The sequence below is a fragment of the Agrobacterium vaccinii genome, assembly GCF_021310995.1.
Lineage (GTDB): Bacteria > Pseudomonadota > Alphaproteobacteria > Rhizobiales > Rhizobiaceae > Agrobacterium > Agrobacterium vaccinii.
In genome coordinates this window covers 440,428-459,136 of record NZ_CP054150.1, presented here as the reverse complement: position 1 = coordinate 459,136, position 18,709 = coordinate 440,428, and the positions used below count along the sequence as shown (strand labels likewise).

The following is an 18,709-nucleotide window of genomic DNA, read 5'->3' as shown; positions in this document are numbered from 1 at the left end:
CGACTTTGGCGGGGGACGTCAAGGGGGCCGGACGCGCTTTACAGCAGCAGACCGGACATTGAAAAACGGGCGGCTCAAACCGCCCGTTTTTTATGTATCGCTTCGATCACGGCAGGCTTTTCTCCACCATAGGCCCAATCCAGCAGTTGCACCGTGTGCAGAATGGGCATGGCCGTGCCGGTGGCAATCTGCGTCATGCAGCCAATGTTGCCGGTGGCGATGATGTCGGCCTTCGTCGCCTCGATATTTTTGACCTTACGGGCCTTCAACGTTGCCGATATTTCCGGCTGAAGAATATTGTAGGTTCCCGCCGAGCCACAACAGAGATGTCCTTCCGCTGGGTCGCGTACTGTAAAGCCTGCGGCTTTCAGCAACAGCTTGGGAATGGAAGTGATCTTCTGGCCGTGCTGCATGGAACAGGCTGAGTGATAGGCCACGGTCAGACCGTTTCGCTCCAGCGGCGCGAGATCGAGGCTGGCAAGATATTCGGTGATGTCTTTTGCAAGCGCCGAGACGCGCGCTGCCTTTTCCGCATAGGCCGCATCCAGCCGCAGCATATGGCCGTAATCCTTGATGGTGGTGCCGCAACCGGACGCGGTGATGATGATCGCGTCCAGCCCGCCGGTCTCGATTTCGCGCGTCCAGACATCGACATTGCGCCTTGCAGAAACCAGCGCCTGTTCCTCTCGCCCCATGTGGTGCACCAGCGCGCCGCAACAGCCCTCGCCTTCCGGCAGCACCACCTCTACGCCAAGCCGGGTCAGAAGCCGGATGGTCGCGTCATTGATGGCGGGATCGAGCACCGGCTGCGCGCAACCGCCCAAAATGGCGACCCGCCCGCGTTTTTCGATCTGGGGTGAATAGGTGCCGGGGTTTGACAGGGCGGAAGCGACGGGAATTGTTTGAGGCGCGAGATCCAGCATCGCCGCAAGCGGTTTCAGCGTTGCGGTCTTGCGAAACAGGCCAGCGAACGGCCTGCCGAAGCGCGCAAGCTTCAGCGCCAGGCGAAACCGCGATGGGTGGGGCAGCACGAAGGCCAGCAGGCTGCGCATCATCCGGTCAACAAGCGGGCGGCGATAGGTCTTTTCGATATGGATTCGGGCGTGATCGACCAGATGCATATAGTCGACGCCAGACGGACAGGTGGTGGTGCAGGCCAGACAGGACAGACACCGGTCTATATGCGTCACCACCTGCTTATCCGCCGGGCGGTCGTTTTCCAGCATATCCTTGATGAGATAGATGCGCCCGCGCGGGCTATCCAGCTCGTTACCCAGCGTCACATAGGTGGGACAGGTGGCCGTGCAGAACCCGCAATGCACGCATTTGCGCAGGATTTTTTCCGATTCCGCTACTTGGGGATCGGCGAGTTGCTGGGGGGTGAAGGAGGTTTGCATCAGGCTGGACCTCGTTGGGCTTGGGTGCGGATGTGCCCCCCTCTGTCCTGCCGGACATCTCCCCCACAGGTGGGGAGATCGGCTGGGCGCACGAACGTCGCTTCACCTTCGACGTCAAATATGGGCAGGAGGTCACCGCAAGTCGATCTCCCTCCTTGTGGGGGAGATGTACGGCAGGACAGAGGGGGGTAAGCCACGAATTCAACAATCATTATCGCCCCATCCTCCCCGGATTGAATATCCCTGCCGGATCAAGCTTTGCCTTGATGCGCTTCGAAAGCTCATTCTCAGCAATCAAAAGCGGCTCAAAGCCTGCGAGACCATGGCGAGATATGGGCAACGCCCTTATCAACGTCGAATGGCCACCACCCAAAGCTCTGATGCGGTGGCTGATCAGGTCCGCTTCTGGATCGTATTCCATCTGCATCCAGACCAACCCGCCCTGCCAATCGTAGAACGCATCGATCCCCGCCTCCAACCGCAATGCCGCCACCAGCTTGTGACCTTGGGAGGGGGCGACAGAGACGCGCCAGAGCGGTTTTGCAAGATTGGCTGCATAGGGCGTCACGTCGCGGATCTCTCGCCACAGTGTCTTGCTGTCGTCCTCGGAGAGAAAGATGGAAGGACCAAGCCCGGAAAGGCTCGTCTGCAATTTCTGCGACCGCGCTTTCACCGACGCGGCAAGACCTTCCAGCCGCAAAACGGTTGCTGCGCCATCCGGCAGCGATCCATCCAGAAACCGCGATTTGACGCTTTCCGGCAGATGCGCGGCACCGGAAACCTCGACGCTAGTCGCCATGGCGGAGGCCATGGCATGGGTTGCGGCCTCGTCCTCAAGGCCGGATATGACGAGCGTGGTTTGCGCAGGCGGCACCGGCAGGACGCGGAATGTGACTTCGGTGAGGAAGCCGAGCGTGCCGTAAGAGCCCGCCAGAAGTTTCACCAGATCGAGCCCGGTGACATTCTTCATGACCCGACCGCCCGCCTTGATGGCTTCACCCTGGCCGTTGATGAAGCGGATGCCCAGCAGGCTGTCGCGCGCGGCACCAGCAACGAAGCGACGCGGGCCGGAGACGTTGGCCGCGAACACGCCGCCGATGGTTGGCTCACCTGCCGTTCCCATTATGGCGCGGTGGTCCATGGGTTCGAAGGCCATCATCTGGTTGGCCGCTGATAAGGCGGCCTCCACCTCTGCCACCGGTGTTCCAGCTTTGACCGTCATCACCATTTCGGCGGGATTATAGGCGACGATTCCGGTGATTGCTCGCGACGACAACGAGACGTCCGCCTCAACGCGATTGCCGAAGCCCGAGCGCGTGTTGCCGCCGAAGATCGCGAGCGCCCGGCTGGCCTGCGCATGATCGCGGATGATATCGGCGGCTTCGGTTTCGGTGCTGGGTAGAAGCATGTCCTTCATGACGCAGGCCGTCCTTCCAGCGGAAAGACCTTGGATGGATTGAGAATCCAGCCCTCGTCGAAGGCCGAACGTACCGCCATCTGCTGTGCCAGATCGGCATCGGAATATTGGTGGCGCATCAAGTCGCGCTTTTCGATGCCGACGCCGTGTTCGCCCGTCAGGCAACCACCCGCATCGACGCAGAGGCGCAGAATTTGATTACCGGCTTCTTCTGCTTTCGCGACTTCTTCCGGGTCATTCGCATTGAACAGAATGAGCGGGTGCATGTTGCCGTCGCCTGCGTGGAAGACATTGGCGACGCGAAGGCCGAGGCTATCGATAATTTCGCCGGTCTTCTTTAGAACATAGGACAACTGGCTGAGCGGCACCGTGCCATCCATGCAGATGTAATCTGCAATGCGCCCCGTCGCGCCGAAGGCGGATTTGCGGCCTTTCCAGATGGCGGCGGCTTCCGTGGCGGATTGGCATTCGCGCACCGTCTTCACCGCATGCCTGCGGGCAATGGAGACGATGTCGGCCAACATGGCGTCCATCTCTTCGTCGGACCCTTCCACCTCGACGATCAGCAGCGCGCCGACATCCAGCGGATAACCCGCCTTGGCGAAGGCTTCGCAAATCTCGATGGCAGGCTTGTCCATGAACTCGATGGCAACGGGAATGATGCCCGCCGCGATGATATCCGCTACGCAGGAACCGGCCTGATCGGAGGTTTCAAACCCGAAGAGAACAGGTCGCGCTCCTTCGGGCTTGGCAATCAGCCGAACCGTCGCTTCGGTGACGATGCCAAGCTGGCCTTCCGACCCGCAGATCAGGCCGAGCAGATCGTAACCCGCCGCATCCAGATGTTTGCCGCCCACCTCCAGCACCGTGCCATCCACCAGCACCATTTTCACGCCCAGCAGATTGTTGGTGGTCACTCCGTATTTCAGACAATGCGCCCCGCCGGAGTTCATGCCGATGTTACCGCCGATGGTGCAGGCGAGCTGCGAGCTGGGGTCGGGCGCATAGAAAAAGCCTTCCGGCCCCGCCGCATCGGAAATGGAAAGGTTGGTGACCCCAGCCTGCACGGTGGCGGTGCGGTTGAAGAAATCGAGGTCGAGAATGGCGGACAGTTTCGACAGGCCGATCACCACCGCATCCTCCTGCGGTATCGCACCACCAGACAGCGAGGTCCCTGCCCCACGTGGCACGATGGGAATGCCATAGCGATGGCAGTATTTCATGACAGCGGAAACCTGCTCCGTCGTTTTCGGCAAGACAACGGCAAGCGGCACACGGCGGTAGGAAACGAACGCATCCGTCTCGAACGGCACCAGTTCACGCGGCTCATGGACCAGACAGTCCGGCGGCAGAAGGTCGGCAAGATCGGCGATGATCCGGTCCCTGCTTTCAAGCACGGGAGCGCGAGGTTTCAGAAACTCTATGGGTTGGGACATGGTTGCGCCACAGGCCTCCTCCCTTGCGATGCGTAGGGCAAAGTCTATGGGTGTTTCGCATTATGATGCAAGCCACTCCATCGTCATGTCCGTCGCGAGTGGTCGCTAATATGCTTTGAAAAACAAAATTCAGCGACTTATCGGGATCACGCCGAAAGGTTCCATCACATCAAAAACTGAAAATTTTATCGCCTCTTGATGGAACTTTTTCCGCAGAGGGAGATTGTCATGAGGTTAATTAGAAATTTTTACTACGATGGGACGCTATGATTACCACGAGCGAAACTGAACGCTATCCCCGGATAGCACTCATATCGACACATGGCTACGTAGCCGCACAACCGCCTCTCGGCGCAGCAGATACCGGCGGACAGGTCGTTTATGTCCTCGAACTTGCCAAGAAATTGGGACAGCTCGGATATACCGTCGATCTCTATACCCGCCAGTTCGAAGACCAGCCTGAATTCGATGAGGTGGATGAACGCGTGCGCGTCGTGCGCATTCCCTGCGGGGGCAAGGACTTCATTCCAAAGGAATATCTGCACCGCCATCTGATGGAATGGTGCGAGAACGCCTTGCGGTTCATCAAGAAGAACAATCTCAACTACTCGTTCATCAACAGCCATTACTGGGATGCGGGTGTTGCCGGACAACGCCTGTCCGAAGCGCTGAAAGTGCCGCATCTCCACACGCCGCACTCCATCGGCATCTGGAAAAAGCGCCAGATGGAGACGGATTATCCTGAGAAGGCCGATACGTTCGAGCTGGAGTTCAACTTCAAGGAACGTATCCAGCACGAGTTGATCATCTATCGCAGCTGCGACATGGTCATCGCGACGACGCCGGTGCAGCTGGACGTGCTGATCGAGGACTACGGCCTCAAGCGTAAGCACATCCACATGATCCCGCCGGGTTATGACGACAACCGCTTCTTCCCCGTGTCGGAAGGCTCACGCCAGATGTTGCGTCAGCGTTTCGGCTTCGAGGGCAAGACGGTGTTGGCGTTGGGGCGTCTGGCCACCAACAAAGGCTATGATCTCTTGATCGACGGCTTTTCTGTGCTGGCCGAGCGCGAGCCGGAAGCGCGCCTGCATCTCGCCGTCGGTGGCGAGAACATGGATGAGCAGGAAACGACGATCCTCAACCAGTTGAAGGGCCGGGTGAAAGCCCTGAACCTCGGGGACAAGGTCGTCTTCTCTGGTTACGTGGCCGATGAAGACCTGCCGGATATTTACCGTGCAGCAGACCTTTTCGTGCTCTCCAGCCGATACGAGCCCTTCGGCATGACCGCCATCGAAGCGATGGCGAGCGGCACGCCGACTGTCGTCACCATTCACGGCGGCCTGTTCCGAGCCGTCAGCTATGGCCGTCATGCACTGTTTGCCGATCCGTTCGACAAGGAAGATCTCGGCATCACCATGATGAAGCCGTTCAAGCATGAGCGGCTCTATGGTCGCCTGTCGCGCATGGGCGCCCACAAGGCCCGCAGCCTGTTCACATGGACCGGCATTGCCCAGCAGCTTCTGGCAGTCGTTGAAGGACGTCCGATGATGCCTGTGTTGGAAGAGTCCGATTGGGCCGAACCATGGAATGATGGCGATTGAAACAGGTTCGCCTCTTTTCCACCGATCTGGATGGAACCGTCGTCGGCGATGACGCCGCGACGGCCCGTTTTCGTGACTTCTGGCAGTCGCTGCCAGAGGAAAGCCGCCCCCTGCTGGTGCTTAACAGTGGGCGCCTTCTGGATGATCAGTTCGAATTGATGGACGCCGTGCCGCTGCCGACACCCGATTATGTCATCGGCGGTGTCGGCACCATGCTGTCCTGCCGTGACCAACCGTCACTGCGACAGGCCTACAGTGCCTCGCTCGGCAAGGCCTTCGACACGGCGAAAATCCAGGCGCTGGTATCGGGCATAACCGGCATCAGCATTCAACCCGAGCGGTATCAGCATGGCATGAAGTCGAGTTGGTACCTGCATGATGCCTCGCCTGATGACATTGAAGGCATCGAGACCTTGCTTCGCAACGATGGTATCGATGCCCGCATCGTCTATTCAAGCAATCGTGATCTTGACATTTTGCCAAGCGCTGCCGACAAAGGTGCGGCCCTTACCTGGCTTTGCGACCACCTGGAAATCGGTCTGGATGAAGTGGTCGTGGCGGGTGATACGGGCAATGACCGCGCCATGTTCGAACTCCCTGGCGTGCGGGGCATTACGCCCGCAAATGCGCTGCCTGAACTGAGGGCGCTGGCGCAGGGTCGGGACACCATCTATAGTGCCACCCAAGCAGAAGCCGATGGGATCATTTCCGGGTTGAAGCACTGGCTGTCATTATAAAGCCATCTGTTTCGTTCACAGGTGATGTCTGCTTAACATCAAAAATGCGTGTGCGCCGAGTGCCTGCGCATTGACCTATGTCCGCGACATCGGGACAATTAAGCGAATCATTCAATACTGATGCCAGCTGCAGCATATCGCGGCTGGCTTATACATTAGGCATATCGTATATTAAACATCGACCACAAGGACGCCCGGAACTTTGAACATTATCACCCGACTTGCAAATGATGTCTGCCTGATGCTGCGCCGCCCACCGCGCCAGCAATATGCAGCACTTTGCTATCGTCGCAAAAAGAAGACGAACGAGCTGGAAGTCCTGCTGCTGACCAGCCGGGACACTGGACGCTGGGTCATTCCCAAGGGCTGGCCGATGAATGGCAAGAAAGCCCATGCTGTGGCAGCGCAGGAGGCTTTCGAGGAAGCTGGCGTGCGCGGCGATGTCGATAAAAATCATTTCGGATTTTTCGATTACGAAAAAAAGCTGCGCAACGGCGTGAAGGTCATGTGCCGCGTGCAGGTGCATCTGCTCGAGGTGACCGATCTGGTCAAGAATTTTCCCGAGCGGGAAAGTCGCAGGCTTGAATGGGTCACCCCACAGGAAGCATCGTTGCGCGTCAACGAGCCTGAACTGAAGGAACTTTTCCTTTCTTTCGGCAAGCAAATGGCGCAAACACAACAGCAGCCGGTTCAAAAAGCCGTAAACCTGTAATCCCCACAAAACACCGCTCCTGCGCCTGCAAACGCGGTAACAGCCGCGATTGAAAGCAGACCCGATGGCGCAACCTCCGTCTAACCGCATGAAGCCGACTCTGGACAAGGATCTGGATAAGCTCACGCGCGTGGAGGAAGCTACGTTTCACATCACTGACCGCCTGTCGGCACCCGCGGCCGGTCTGCTTTTCCTCATCGTCACCGCCATCTTCGCCAGCGCCTATGTCGTCGGCAAGCCGGGCGGTATGATCGTGGTGGCCGCTGCCATTCTCGGCGCTTACATGGCCCTCAACATCGGGGCGAAGGACGTCGCCAACAATGTCGGCCCGGCTGTCGGCGCAAAGGCCATTCCCCTGACGGCGGCGTTGGTCCTCGCTGCCATATGCGAGGTTTCAGGCGCGCTGATCACCGGTGGCAATGTGGTGGAAACCATCTCGCGCGGCATCATCAGCGTCGATACCATTCCCGACAAGGCCATTTTCGCCTGGGCCATGCTGTCGGCGCTGATCACGGCGGGCCTGTTGGTCAACCTGTCCAACCTCGTGAAAGCTCCCATCTCCACCACCCACACCATTGTCGGCGGTGTGGCGGGCGCGGGAACGGCGGCCTATGGTTTCGGTGCGGTCGACTGGTTTTCGCTGTCGAAGATAGCATTGGCATGGATGACGACGCCCTTCATCAGTGCCTTCTTCGCGGTCGTCTTCCTCGCCTTCATCAAGGAAAAGATCATCTACCGCGACGACAAGATCGCGGCGGCGCGGCTGTGGGTTCCGGTTCTGATCGGCGTCATGAGCGGGGTTTTCACCGCCTATCTCATCTGGGTTGGCCTGCACAATGTGGTGACGGTTTCGATGGGCACGGCAAGCCTTTTGGGTCTTGCCGTCGGGCTTCTCGGCTGGCGGCTCAGCGTGCCGCTCATCCGCCGCCAGTCCGAAGGGCTGGAAAATCGCAACCAATCTCTGCGCAGGCTGTTTCAATGGCCATTGATTTTCGCGGCGGCGATGATGTCCTTTGCCCATGGTGCCAATGACGTATCGAACGCCATCGGCCCCGTGGTCGCCATCGTGCGCGCCATGCAGGGCCAGGTCGTCGGCGATACCGCGCGCGCACCGGAATGGGTAATGCTGATCGGCGCCTTTGGCCTCTCCTGCGGCATTCTGCTGTTCGGCCCCCGCCTCATCCGGCTGGTGGGTGAGCAGATCACCAAGCTCAATCCCATGCGCGCCTTTTGCGTGTCGGTGTCTACCGCACTCACCGTGCTGGTCGCTTCACGTCTCGGCTTGCCCGTCAGCACCACCCACACCGCCATTGGCGCCGTCTTCGGGGTCGGATTTTTCCGTGAATGGTACACCCAGCGTTCCCGCAGCCGCCTAGAAGCCGTACGACAGGACGAGGGCGATGCGCGCCAGACCGGTGGGGATGACGACAACGAGAACTCATCCGAAGTGCGCCGTCGTTATCTGGTGCGACGGTCTCACTTCATGACGATCGTTGCTGCATGGGTTATTACCGTTCCCACCAGCGCGACACTGGCGGCAGTGCTTTATGGCATCCTGTATCTGCTGTTTGCGTAACGATTGACATAGAAGAGAAACATGCGCGCCAATTTTCGAATGCAGCGGCTTTTCGTCACCCACGCCCTTGTGATGAACGGCGCGGTGGAGGCCGATAGCGATCAGTTCAACTATCTCGCCAACGTGCTGCGCATGACCGATGGGGCAGACATACTGCTGTTCAACGGGCGTGATGGCGAATGGAAGGCGACGCTGTCCTACCCCACCCGCAAGAAAATCCTGCTGACACCAACGGAACAAACGCGAGCACAGCCTCAGAAGCCTGACCTTCACTACCTCTTTGCTCCCTTGAAAACGGGCCGCATGGATTATCTCGTGCAAAAGGTCGTGGAAATGGGCGCAGGCGTTCTGCAACCTGTGATGACGCAGCATGTGCAGGGAAAAATCACCAATCTGGACAAGCTGCGCGCAAATGTCATCGAGGCCGCCGAGCAATGTGGCATCCTGTCCGTTCCCGATGTGGAAGAGCCGGTCAAGCTCAAGGACTTGCTGGAGACATGGCCTGCCGACCGCCGCATCATCTATTGCGATGAAGGCGACGAAGGCCAGAACCCGCTGCCCATTCTAGGTCGCATCACCGAAAAGCAGATCGCCCTTCTGGTTGGACCGGAAGGCGGTTTTTCCGAGGAGGAGCGGGCCATGTTGCGCAACCATCCCTTGGTCACGCCCATTCCGCTGGGCCCACGCATTCTGCGGGCGGATACCGCAGCGGTTGCGGCCTTAGCGGTCATTCAGGCCACACTTGGCGACTGGAAATAGAGCTTGATTGGACACGGCAACGGCACAAAATAAATCTGCTGTACCATGCTTGAAAGAAATTCATTTGCGCGCGGCCCTGCCGCGCCCTATCAGCGAATTCAAAGCCTCAAAGGCACCATCGACCACAAGGTAATTTCATGGCCCGCGATACCACCGACCAGACACCCATTTCCTCCGCACAGGAATTGACAGACTATCTGGCGGAGGGTTGCAAACCGGTGGAGAAGTTCCGCATCGGGACGGAGCACGAGAAGTTCGCCTTCTTCAAGGGTGACAACACGCCTGTTCCCTATTTCGGCGATGCCAGCATCTCCGCTTTGCTGAAGGGCATGCAGGACAAGCTTGGCTGGGAACCGATCATCGATGAGGGCAACATCATCGGCCTTGGCGAGCCCAATGGCATGGGTGCCATTTCCATCGAGCCCGGCGGCCAGTTCGAGCTGTCAGGCGCGCCGCTGGAAACGCTGCACGAGACCTGTAAGGAATCCAACCGGCATCTGGCAATGCTGCGCGAGATTGCCGAGCCGATGGGCATCCGCTTTCTCGGCATCGGCGGCAGCCCGCTGTGGACGCTCGATGAAACCCCGCAGATGCCGAAATCCCGCTACGCCATCATGACCCGCTACATGCCCAAGGTCGGCACGCAGGGTCTGGATATGATGTACCGCACCTGCACCATTCAGGTGAACCTCGACTTTTCATCGGAAGACGACATGCGCCGCAAGATGCGCGCGTCGATGAAGTTGCAATCGCTCGCCACCGCGCTGTTTGCCTCCTCCCCCTTCACCGAGGGCAAGCCGAACGGACTCCTGTCCTGGCGCGGCGATATCTGGCGTGACACCGACAACCGACGCTCCGGCGTGCTGCCCTTCACCTTCGACGCGGATTTCGGTTTCCGCCATTATGTCGAATGGGCCCTGGACGCACCGATGTATTTCATCGTTCGCGATGGCAAATACCGCGATTGTACCGACATCACTTTCCGCCAGTTCATGGCTGGCGCGTTGAAGGGCCAGATTGCCGAATGGCAACCCAATCTGGGTGACTGGACCAACCATCTGTCGACACTGTTCCCGGATGTGCGCCTGAAGCGCTTTCTGGAAATGCGCGGCGCCGATGGCGGCCCATGGCGCCGTATCTGTGCGCTGCCTGCCTTCTGGGTCGGCCTGCTCTATGACGACGCAGCCTTGACCGCAGCCGATGAATTGACCGCGAACTGGACAGTCGAAGATGTCATCGCCATGCGCGATACCGTGCCTGCACAGGGATTGAAGGCAAAAGTGGCTGGCCACGACCTGCTCGACATCGCCCGTGAGACGATGTCCATCTCCCGCACGGGCCTACAGAACCGCAAGCGCCTGAACGACGACGGGCAGGACGAGAGCGTCTTCCTCAATCCGCTGGATGAAGTTCTGGCCAAGAAGACGACGATGGCGGAAGATCTGCTGGCGCTTTACAACGGTCGCTGGAATGGCTCCGTCTTGCCGGTGTTCGACGAATATCAATACTGACATCGAGACGTAAAAAAGCCCGGTGCGGCTTGGGGCCGAACACCGGGCAAAAGGCAGGGCTAATTGGCAATCACCCTGCGGGGAAACTGATTGGTAGATGGCGACTACAGGGCGCGCGCCGCTGCCATTCTGGCGCAACGTGCAAGCTGCGTCGTTGGGTCGTCCATGAGGCCGGTGTCCAGCGCATTCTTGAGCTCGCCCCGGGTCAGACCGATATCCGCGAGTTGATGGTCATCCATCTCGAGAAGACGATTGGCCTGCACGCGATTGCCAATGCGGCGCAGAAACGTCACGAAACCTTTCACCGCGCCCATCGTCGCTGCCTCGAAGGAGGTAGCCCGTGGTGCGAGAAAACCCAGTTCCATTTTCCGTTCTGCCGTGCGCATGACACTATCCCTTCATTCAGGCACGATGAGGCACCGCTTTCACACCCATGCGTGAAAGCCGCCAGTTCGGTCATCGGCGGATGACCATTTGGTTATTTGCTGTTCCGAGCGTCAAAATGTCGCAAGACCATTGATCAGTCCAACGAATGTTTCTAATGTCACGCATCAATCATTCTTATGGATGGCCCGCCATGTCCGCACCACTCGACATCGATCAGTTGCATACCTTTATCGCCATCGTCGATACGGGAAGCTTTACCAAGGCGGCAGACCGGGTCTTCAAGACGCAATCCGCCGTCTCCATGCAGATGCGACGGCTGGAGGAGCGGCTGGGCAAGCAGCTTTTCGCCAAGGACGGGCGCGGCAACCGGCTGACGGCAGAGGGCGAAAAGCTGATGCATTATGCCCGCCGTATCATCCGCCTCAACAACGAAGCCGTAGCCGCCTTCGATGATAACAGGCTGGAAGGTACGCTGCGCATCGGCACGCCGGATGATTATGCGGACCGCTACATGCCCGAGATCATCGGTCGTTTTGCCAAGACCCATCCGAATGTCGAGCTCTATATCGTCTGCGAGCCATCGGTCAGCCTTGCGGAGAAAATGGGCCGCGGCGAACTCGATATCGCGCTCGTAACCCATAACCCCCGCGCCCGCGCTTCAGACATCGTCCGCACGGAGCCTCTCTGCTGGGTGGCATCCGCCAACCATCCGCTGCGGGACGATGTACCCGTACCGCTGGCCGTGGGACGGCGCGATTGCCAGTGGCGTCAACTGGCCGCCTCTGCGCTCGATGCGGATGGACGCGATTATCAGGTTCTGTTCACGAGTTGGTCGTCGACCGTCATCGCCGCTGCCGTTCTGGCTGGCATGGCAGTCTCTGTCCTGCCGGAATCGACCCTTCGAACCGGCATGAAGGTGCTGACATCTGCTGATGGCTTCCCGCCTTTGCCGCCCGTGCAAATCGGCCTGATGAAGCGACCCGGTCTGTCACCGTCGCTCATCAACGCCATCACCGACCACATTACCGCGTGTCTAGACAACATCTCGCTGGCATCACCGCCGGATGAGCTGGATGAGGATATCAAGCAGTTTCCGAAACTGGCGCGGGTGAGGACGGGGCAGTTGGCGCCGGGGTGGTAGGTATTAGCTGGCAGTGGGTGTGGCTCACCCCCCTCTGTCCTGCGGGACATCTCCCCCACAAGGAGGGAGATCGACTCGTTGAGAACTCTCGGCCATCTCGACGGCTTCGCGTGGAGCGAGCGCATCCGTCTTGCTGATCTCCCCACCTGTGGGGGAGATGTCCGGCAGGACAGAGGGGGGTAAGCCACGCCCACCGCCCCACGCCCCGGCATCAAAACAACCAAATCACCCCAAATTCTTACGAAAGAAATCCACCGTCCGGCCCCACGCCAGGTCCGCAGCCTTCTTGTCATAGCGCGCACTGGACGTGTCGTTGTTGAACGCATGGTTGACGCCGTCATAGACGAAGATCTCGAATGTCTTGCCATTGGTTTCCAGCGCCTTGCGATAGGCGTCGATCCCAGCATTGATGCGCTCGTCCAGACCGGCATAGTGCAGAAGCAGGGGCGCCTTGATGGCGGGGACGTCTTCTGCCGGGGGCTGGGCGCCGTAATAGGCGACACCGGCATTGAGGCCTTCAGACTTCGTGGCGAGGCGGTTGACGAGGCCGCCGCCCCAGCAGAAGCCGACAGCTCCGACTTTGCCATTGGCACCCTCACGCTTGGATAACCACACGCGCGTGGCCTCCGCATCGGCAACAGTGGCGGCCATATCCAGACCACTGAACATTTCACGTGCCTTGTCTTCGTCGGCTGGCGTGCCGCCCTGCGGCGACAGAAAATCAGGCGCAAGCGCTATAAAACCGTCCAGAGCCATCCGGCGTGCGACATCGCGAATATGTTCGTTGAGGCCTCGGTTTTCGTGGATGACGATGACGGAGCCGAGCGGCGCGGACGCGGTCTTGGGCGTGACAAGATAGCCCTTCATCTCACCCTTTGTGCCGGGATAGCTCACGTTTTCCGTCGTCAGACGGTCGTCTGTTTCGGGAACGATGGCCGCTTGCGCACCGCTTGCCGCCAGCATGGGCGCGATAACAGCGGCAGCAGCCCCGGAACCTGCCAGCAGTGACAGCTTTTCCATGAATTTGCGGCGGTCGAGGCTGAGATGGGTGTATTCGTCATAGGCATCGATCATTGCCTGCGTAATCTTCGGCTTATCGGTCATCATCTTCTCCCATGTGAACGGCCACGGGCGAGACTAGCTGAAACGAAAGCAAAGGGATGCAGGGCTTTGGGATCGGCAAAACAATTTTTCGCGATCCCAAAGCGCGCGCTGAGACCTATTCCAGCGCCAGCCAGACGATCATCCAGCCCCACATCAGGATCAGCGACGCGAGGCTGATGGCAAAGGCAGGCGCGCGGTAACGCAGGCGGTTGCTGGTCACGTGCACGTAGGAATGCGCATAACGCCCCGCCACGAAAATCCACGCCAGAATGATAGTGGCGATATTGTCGGCATCGGTGATGTAAAGCAGCAGGCACACCGCATGAAACAGCATCGGCATTTCGAACTGGTTGGCGAGGTTCTTGTTGACCAGCTTGCTCTGCTCGGACTCCTCACGCGCATCGCGAAAACGCTGGATGGCCTCGCGGCTGGTGAAGGTGAACTTTTTTCGACGCAGGAAAAGCAGCACGTAGAGACCGAAAACCAGGAAAGCGTGGGCAATCATGGGCCAGAACATTGCGGTCGTCGGTGACATCGTCTCTTCCTTTCAGCAAAACGCTCCCCGAACCAGTCTGTTCGGAGAGCGTGTATCTTTTGGCATGTTCCGTATCTGGACGAAAGATTAAACCGCGCCAGGGTAATTCGGGCTTTCGCGGGTGATCGTTACGTCATGGGCGTGGCTTTCGCGCAAGCCTGCACCGGAAATGCGAACGAAGGTGGCGCGCTCCTGGAAGTCCTTGATGGTGCTGCCGCCGACATAACCCATGGCTGCCTTCAGGCCGCCTGCCAACTGGTGCAGGACGCCGGAAACCGGACCCTTGTAGGGGACCTGGCCTTCGATGCCTTCGGGAACCAGCTTCAGCGTATCGCGCACTTCCGCCTGGAAGTAACGGTCTGCCGAGCCGCGCGCCATGGCGCCAACGGAGCCCATGCCGCGATAGGCCTTGAAGGAGCGACCCTGATAGAGGAACACTTCGCCCGGGCTTTCATCCGTGCCTGCCAGCAGCGAGCCGATCATGACAGCGGAAGCACCGGCGGCAATGGCCTTGGCCAGATCGCCCGAGAACTTGATGCCGCCATCGGCGATAACGGGAATATCCGCTGCCTGTGCTGCTTCAACCGCCGACATGATGGCGGCAAGCTGTGGAACGCCAACGCCTGCGACGATGCGCGTGGTGCAGATCGAGCCGGGACCGATACCGACCTTCACGCCATCCGCGCCCGCATCGATCAGTGCCTTCGTTCCGTCCGCCGTTGCGACGTTACCGGCGATGATGCGAACCGAGTTCGACATCTTCTTGACCTGCGTCACGGCATCGAGAACGCGCTGCGAGTGACCATGAGCCGTATCGACCACCAGAAGGTCGACACCGGCTGCAATCAGGCGCTCTGCGCGCTCGATGGCATCTGCACCAACGCTGATGGCGGCAGCCGCGCGAAGGCGTCCCTGCGCGTCCTTGGTCGCGTTGGGGTTCAGCTGCGACTTTTCGATGTCCTTGACAGTGACAAGGCCAACGCAATTGCCAGCGGCATCGACAACCACCAGCTTTTCAATGCGGTGCTTATGCAGAAGGCGTCGGGCTTCCTGCTGATCGACGCTGCTTTCCTTGACCGTCACGAGGTTTTCGCGGGTCATCAGCTCGTAAATTTTCTGGGCTGGATCGGAAGCGAAACGCACGTCGCGGTTGGTGAGGATGCCGACGAGGCGTCCCGATTTGTGACCACCGGAACCACCATTTTCAACGACGGGAATACCGGAAATGCTGTAGGTCTTCATCAGTGCCTGCGCTTCGGCAAGCGTGGCATCCGGTCCGATCGTCACAGGGTTGACGACCATGCCGCTTTCGAACTTCTTGACCTGACGTACTTCCTCGGCCTGCTCGACGGGGGTGAGGTTGCGGTGAATGACGCCGATGCCACCGGCCTGCGCCATGGCAATTGCGAGGCGACCTTCTGTCACCGTGTCCATGGCGGAAGAAAGGATCGGCAGGTTCAGATCGATATCGCGGGCGATGCGCGTGGCGATATTCGTCTGGCCGGGCATGACTTCGGAGTGCCCTGGCTGAAGCAGCACATCGTCGAACGTCAGGGCGTCAAGACCGGTTGGGGTTTGGATAATACGTGCCATGGCCAAATTCCTGTTTTGAAAATGCATAGCCGTCCCGGAACGATACGTTCACCCCGGCGGCCCTTGCAAAGGATTGCTTGGAAGTTGGCGAGGGCTCGTAACACGTTCATGACAGGAAGGGAACAGAAAAAACCCGGACGCATGATCCGGGTTCCCGCTGTTGCTGCGTTGCAGCAGATATCAGATGTCGAACTGGTAGGATTTCGGTACGAAACGGTAACCGACATCCTGTTTTTCCGCGTAACCAACCGCCGGGAATGGCATGTGATATCCCAGAAACGGCAGGCGATCCGTGGCGATCATATCGAACACCTTCTTGCGGCTGGCAGCGGCTGCGGCCTTGTCCATGTCGAACTTTACTTCCCATTCCGGGCGCTGAAGCGAAAGGACGAAGTGGTTGGCAGTATCGGCGGTCAGCACCAGTTGTTTGCCTTCCGACTCGACAAGGAAAATCATGTGGCCAGGCGAGTGACCGAAAGCGGCAACGCTGGTGATGCCAGGCACAACGGTTGCGCCATCGCCGATGAAAGTTGCTTTTTCCGCCAGCGGCTTGACGTTGGCCAGCACACCCTTCTGTCCGCCTTCCGCAGGTGTGCCCACCCGCTTGGCATCCGTCCAGAAATCATACTCGACTTGGCCCATGACGTATCTGGCCTTCGGAAACGCCGGCGCGCCCTTCTCCATCAGCCCGCCAATATGGTCGCCGTGCATATGCGTGAGAACGACCACCGTCACGTCTTCCGGCTTGTAACCGGCAGCCGCCAGACCTTCCAGCAGACGTCCGTTGCCAGCCTCGCGACCGCTTTCGCCGAAGCCAGTATCGAACAACACGAGGTCGGAGCCGGTGTTGATCAGCGCAGGCGAGAAGCTGTTAACGAACTGGTCCTTGGGCAGGAAATTCTTGTCCAGCAATTCACCCACCGCGTCAGCGCTCTGGTTGGTGCCGAAGGTCTCGTTTGGCTTGCCGGAAGGCCGCGCTCCGTCCTTGACGACGAGAATTTCAAAATTTCCGAGTTTGAAGCGGTTTGTTTCTGGTGGCATGACGTGATCGACCTTCATGGATGTTTGTGGCTGGGTTGCCTGTGCAAATGCGGTGCCGCGCAGCACGAAGGGTGCCGCAAGGGCGCCAAGCCCTGCGGTGGCGAAAAGCCCGCGCCTGTTCATCTTTAAAAAATTGCTCATGAAACCCTCCAATAAATTCTCAGCGACACTCAACGCACTATCACCCGTAAAGTGCCGAGAATGTGTAGAAAAAAGCGGCCTCACACAGACGTGATGGAAAGCTGAATATTGCGTAATGTTTAGTTGGCAAAGGCGAAACATGGGCGTAGGTAGGGCTTATCAATGTCTCAGGATGCGGCCAGCCGCAATCGATCCATGAACCGCATCATTCCGCTGATCCTCGCCGTCGCTCTCTTCATGGAGCAAATGGACTCGACCGTCATCGCGACATCGCTTCCAGCGATTGCTGCCGACCTTCATGTCGGGCCGATAACGCTCAAGCTCGCTCTGACCGCCTACATGGTGGCGCTGGCCATCTTCATTCCCATCAGCGGCTGGATGGCGGATAAATACGGCGCCAAGAAAATCTTCCGCATCGCCATCGCCATCTTCGTCGTCGGCTCCATCTGCTGTGCGATATCCTCGTCGGTGGTCGAGTTCGTCGTGTCGCGCTTCCTGCAGGGCATGGGCGGCGCCATGATGACGCCGGTTGGCAGGCTGGTGCTGTTGCGTACCACAAAGCGCAGCGATCTGGTCTCGGCCATGGCACTGTTGACGATACCGGGCCTTGTCGGGCCCCTCACCGGCCCGCCCATCGGCGGCTTCATCACCACATATTTTTCCTGGCACTGGATTTTCCTCATCAACGTACCGATCGGCGTCATCGGCATCTGGCTGGCAACCATCTTCCTGCCGGAAATCGAAACGACCAGCCCGCCGCCAATGGATACCAAGGGCTTCATCCTGTCGGGCATCGCTGCATCGGGCGTCGTCTTCGGCGTGTCCGTCGTCAGCCTGCCCGCACTGCCGCCGTGGATCGGCATAGCGGCGACGTTGATCGGTTTCATCTGCGGCTTCCTGTATGTCCGGCATGCCAAGGGGCATCCGTCGCCGATCCTCGACTTCCGTATCTTCCGCAATGCGACGTTCCGCGCGGCTTCCGTCAGCGGCACGATCTTTCGCATTTCGACCGGCGCTATCCCGTTCCTGATGCCGCTGATGTTGCAGATCGGGTTCGGGCTTAACCCGTTCCAGTCGGGCATGATCACCTTTGCAGGCGCCATCGGCGCCATCACCACCAAGTTCATGGCGCGGCGGGTGTTTGCGGCGACGGGCTTCAAGACCATTCTGATCGGCGCGGGCATCGTCGGAGCCTTCACGACGCTGGCCAACTCCTTCTTCACCCAGCAGACCCCCTACCCGCTGATCATGATCTTTCTGGTCACGGCAGGTTTCGCGCGCTCCTTTTTCTTCACCGGAACCAACGCGCTCAGCTATTCGGATATCGACGATTCACAGGCGAGCCAGGCGACATCCATGGCGTCGGTCCTGCAGCAGATCAGCCTCGCGCTCGGCGTCGCCTTTGCCGCCACGATCCTCGAAGTCAGCAGCTATGTCTCGGGGTCGCATCTGCAACTGGCAGATTTCCACATGGCCTTCATGATCGTGGCCATCGTATCGCTTGTCGCCATCGCGCCGCTGATTGCCATGGACCGAAGCGCCGGTGCCGCCGTCTCCGGCCACCGGGGCAAGGCCTCGCCAGCGGAATAGATCATGCCGCGTAGTGGGCGCGGCATGA

The 18,709-nt window shown here is 59.2% G+C and carries 16 protein-coding genes; 8 read left to right on the top strand and 8 right to left on the bottom strand.

The genetic code is table 11. The annotated features are described in order from the left end of the window. Window positions 1–74: 74 nt before the first annotated feature. From glcF to HRR99_RS02175, 3 genes are all read right to left on the bottom strand, one after another. Window positions 75–1,397: a glycolate oxidase subunit GlcF gene (gene glcF / locus HRR99_RS02185; RefSeq protein ID WP_233122587.1), complete on the bottom strand. Its 1,323-nt coding sequence runs from the start codon at window positions 1,395–1,397 to the stop codon at window positions 75–77. Window positions 1,398–1,608: 211 nt separating this feature from the next. Next, complete coding sequence (locus HRR99_RS02180; protein ID WP_233123546.1) at window positions 1,609–2,805, bottom strand: FAD-binding protein; 1,197 nt, start codon at window positions 2,803–2,805, stop codon at window positions 1,609–1,611. 5 nt (window positions 2,806–2,810) lie between these two features. Further along, window positions 2,811–4,250: an FAD-binding oxidoreductase gene (locus HRR99_RS02175; RefSeq protein WP_233122586.1), complete on the bottom strand. Its 1,440-nt coding sequence runs from the start codon at window positions 4,248–4,250 to the stop codon at window positions 2,811–2,813. Between the two features lie 266 nt (window positions 4,251–4,516). On the opposite strand from HRR99_RS02175, the gene HRR99_RS02170 reads away from it, so the two are divergent. The 6 genes from HRR99_RS02170 to HRR99_RS02145 all read left to right on the top strand — a co-directional run bounded on the left by HRR99_RS02170 (window position 4,517) and on the right by HRR99_RS02145 (window position 11,149). Beyond that, on the top strand, window positions 4,517–5,854 hold the full coding sequence (locus HRR99_RS02170) for a glycosyltransferase family 4 protein (RefSeq protein ID WP_233122585.1): 1,338 nt from the start codon (window positions 4,517–4,519) through the stop codon (window positions 5,852–5,854). After that, window positions 5,851–6,591, top strand: a complete 741-nt coding sequence (locus HRR99_RS02165) for an HAD-IIB family hydrolase (protein WP_233122584.1) — start codon at window positions 5,851–5,853, stop codon at window positions 6,589–6,591. The genes HRR99_RS02170 and HRR99_RS02165 overlap by 4 nt, the downstream gene beginning before the upstream one ends. 202 nt (window positions 6,592–6,793) lie before the next feature. Further along, complete coding sequence (locus HRR99_RS02160) at window positions 6,794–7,303, top strand: NUDIX hydrolase (RefSeq protein ID WP_112501214.1); 510 nt, start codon at window positions 6,794–6,796, stop codon at window positions 7,301–7,303. A gap of 64 nt (window positions 7,304–7,367) precedes the next feature. Beyond that, window positions 7,368–8,879 carry an inorganic phosphate transporter gene (locus HRR99_RS02155; RefSeq protein WP_233122583.1) on the top strand — a complete coding sequence of 504 codons (1,512 nt, stop codon included), beginning with the start codon at window positions 7,368–7,370 and terminating at the stop codon, window positions 8,877–8,879. A gap of 21 nt (window positions 8,880–8,900) precedes the next feature. Beyond that, window positions 8,901–9,638, top strand: coding sequence for a 16S rRNA (uracil(1498)-N(3))-methyltransferase (locus HRR99_RS02150; RefSeq protein WP_233122582.1), 738 nt, complete (start codon window positions 8,901–8,903; stop codon window positions 9,636–9,638). A 137-nt stretch (window positions 9,639–9,775) separates the two neighbouring features. Continuing rightward, window positions 9,776–11,149: a glutamate--cysteine ligase gene (locus HRR99_RS02145; protein ID WP_233122581.1), complete on the top strand. Its 1,374-nt coding sequence runs from the start codon at window positions 9,776–9,778 to the stop codon at window positions 11,147–11,149. A gap of 104 nt (window positions 11,150–11,253) precedes the next feature. Here the strand turns inward: HRR99_RS02145 and HRR99_RS02140 are convergent, their stop codons facing one another. After that, entirely contained in the window at window positions 11,254–11,535 is a 282-nt protein-coding gene (locus HRR99_RS02140) for a DUF1127 domain-containing protein (protein ID WP_111840912.1), read from the bottom strand. A 191-nt stretch (window positions 11,536–11,726) separates the two neighbouring features. Between HRR99_RS02140 and HRR99_RS02135 the strand changes: the two genes are divergently transcribed. Further along, complete coding sequence (locus HRR99_RS02135; RefSeq protein ID WP_111840988.1) at window positions 11,727–12,677, top strand: LysR substrate-binding domain-containing protein; 951 nt, start codon at window positions 11,727–11,729, stop codon at window positions 12,675–12,677. 225 nt (window positions 12,678–12,902) lie between these two features. On the opposite strand, the gene HRR99_RS02130 is transcribed toward HRR99_RS02135, so the two are convergent. The 4 genes from HRR99_RS02130 to HRR99_RS02115 form a co-directional block, all read right to left on the bottom strand. Then, window positions 12,903–13,781, bottom strand: a complete 879-nt coding sequence (locus HRR99_RS02130) for a dienelactone hydrolase family protein (protein WP_233122580.1) — start codon at window positions 13,779–13,781, stop codon at window positions 12,903–12,905. Window positions 13,782–13,896: 115 nt separating this feature from the next. Then, the gene (locus HRR99_RS02125; protein ID WP_233122579.1) at window positions 13,897–14,316 is read right to left on the bottom strand and encodes an MAPEG family protein; all 420 of its coding nucleotides are present in this window, start codon (window positions 14,314–14,316) and stop codon (window positions 13,897–13,899) included. Window positions 14,317–14,403: 87 nt separating this feature from the next. Continuing rightward, complete coding sequence (gene guaB / locus HRR99_RS02120; protein WP_233122578.1) at window positions 14,404–15,909, bottom strand: IMP dehydrogenase; 1,506 nt, start codon at window positions 15,907–15,909, stop codon at window positions 14,404–14,406. 180 nt (window positions 15,910–16,089) lie between these two features. Next, window positions 16,090–17,073 (bottom strand): MBL fold metallo-hydrolase, encoded by a 984-nt coding sequence (locus HRR99_RS02115; RefSeq protein WP_422387324.1) that lies wholly within the window; start codon window positions 17,071–17,073, stop codon window positions 16,090–16,092. A gap of 213 nt (window positions 17,074–17,286) precedes the next feature. Between HRR99_RS02115 and HRR99_RS02110 the strand changes: the two genes are divergently transcribed. Then, a complete protein-coding gene (locus tag HRR99_RS02110; RefSeq protein WP_233123545.1) occupies window positions 17,287–18,681 on the top strand; it encodes an MFS transporter in 1,395 nt (464 codons plus the stop codon). The last annotated feature ends 28 nt before the right edge of the window (window positions 18,682–18,709 follow it).

What these genes read in the sequence shown, in the direction of transcription:
- glcF (WP_233122587.1), bottom strand. Translation starts at nt 1,397, where the DNA reads ATGCAAACCTCCTTCACCCCCCAGCAACTCGCCGATCCCCAAGTAGCG.
- HRR99_RS02180 (WP_233123546.1), bottom strand. Translation starts at nt 2,805, where the DNA reads ATGCTTCTACCCAGCACCGAAACCGAAGCCGCCGATATCATCCGCGAT.
- HRR99_RS02175 (WP_233122586.1), bottom strand. Translation starts at nt 4,250, where the DNA reads ATGTCCCAACCCATAGAGTTTCTGAAACCTCGCGCTCCCGTGCTTGAA.
- HRR99_RS02170 (WP_233122585.1), top strand. Translation starts at nt 4,517, where the DNA reads ATGATTACCACGAGCGAAACTGAACGCTATCCCCGGATAGCACTCATA.
- HRR99_RS02155 (WP_233122583.1), top strand. Translation starts at nt 7,368, where the DNA reads ATGGCGCAACCTCCGTCTAACCGCATGAAGCCGACTCTGGACAAGGAT.
- HRR99_RS02150 (WP_233122582.1), top strand. Translation starts at nt 8,901, where the DNA reads ATGCGCGCCAATTTTCGAATGCAGCGGCTTTTCGTCACCCACGCCCTT.
- HRR99_RS02145 (WP_233122581.1), top strand. Translation starts at nt 9,776, where the DNA reads ATGGCCCGCGATACCACCGACCAGACACCCATTTCCTCCGCACAGGAA.
- HRR99_RS02140 (WP_111840912.1), bottom strand. Translation starts at nt 11,535, where the DNA reads ATGCGCACGGCAGAACGGAAAATGGAACTGGGTTTTCTCGCACCACGG.
- HRR99_RS02135 (WP_111840988.1), top strand. Translation starts at nt 11,727, where the DNA reads ATGTCCGCACCACTCGACATCGATCAGTTGCATACCTTTATCGCCATC.
- HRR99_RS02130 (WP_233122580.1), bottom strand. Translation starts at nt 13,781, where the DNA reads ATGACCGATAAGCCGAAGATTACGCAGGCAATGATCGATGCCTATGAC.
- HRR99_RS02125 (WP_233122579.1), bottom strand. Translation starts at nt 14,316, where the DNA reads ATGTCACCGACGACCGCAATGTTCTGGCCCATGATTGCCCACGCTTTC.
- guaB (WP_233122578.1), bottom strand. Translation starts at nt 15,909, where the DNA reads ATGGCACGTATTATCCAAACCCCAACCGGTCTTGACGCCCTGACGTTC.
- HRR99_RS02115 (WP_422387324.1), bottom strand. Translation starts at nt 17,073, where the DNA reads ATGAACAGGCGCGGGCTTTTCGCCACCGCAGGGCTTGGCGCCCTTGCG.
- HRR99_RS02110 (WP_233123545.1), top strand. Translation starts at nt 17,287, where the DNA reads ATGAACCGCATCATTCCGCTGATCCTCGCCGTCGCTCTCTTCATGGAG.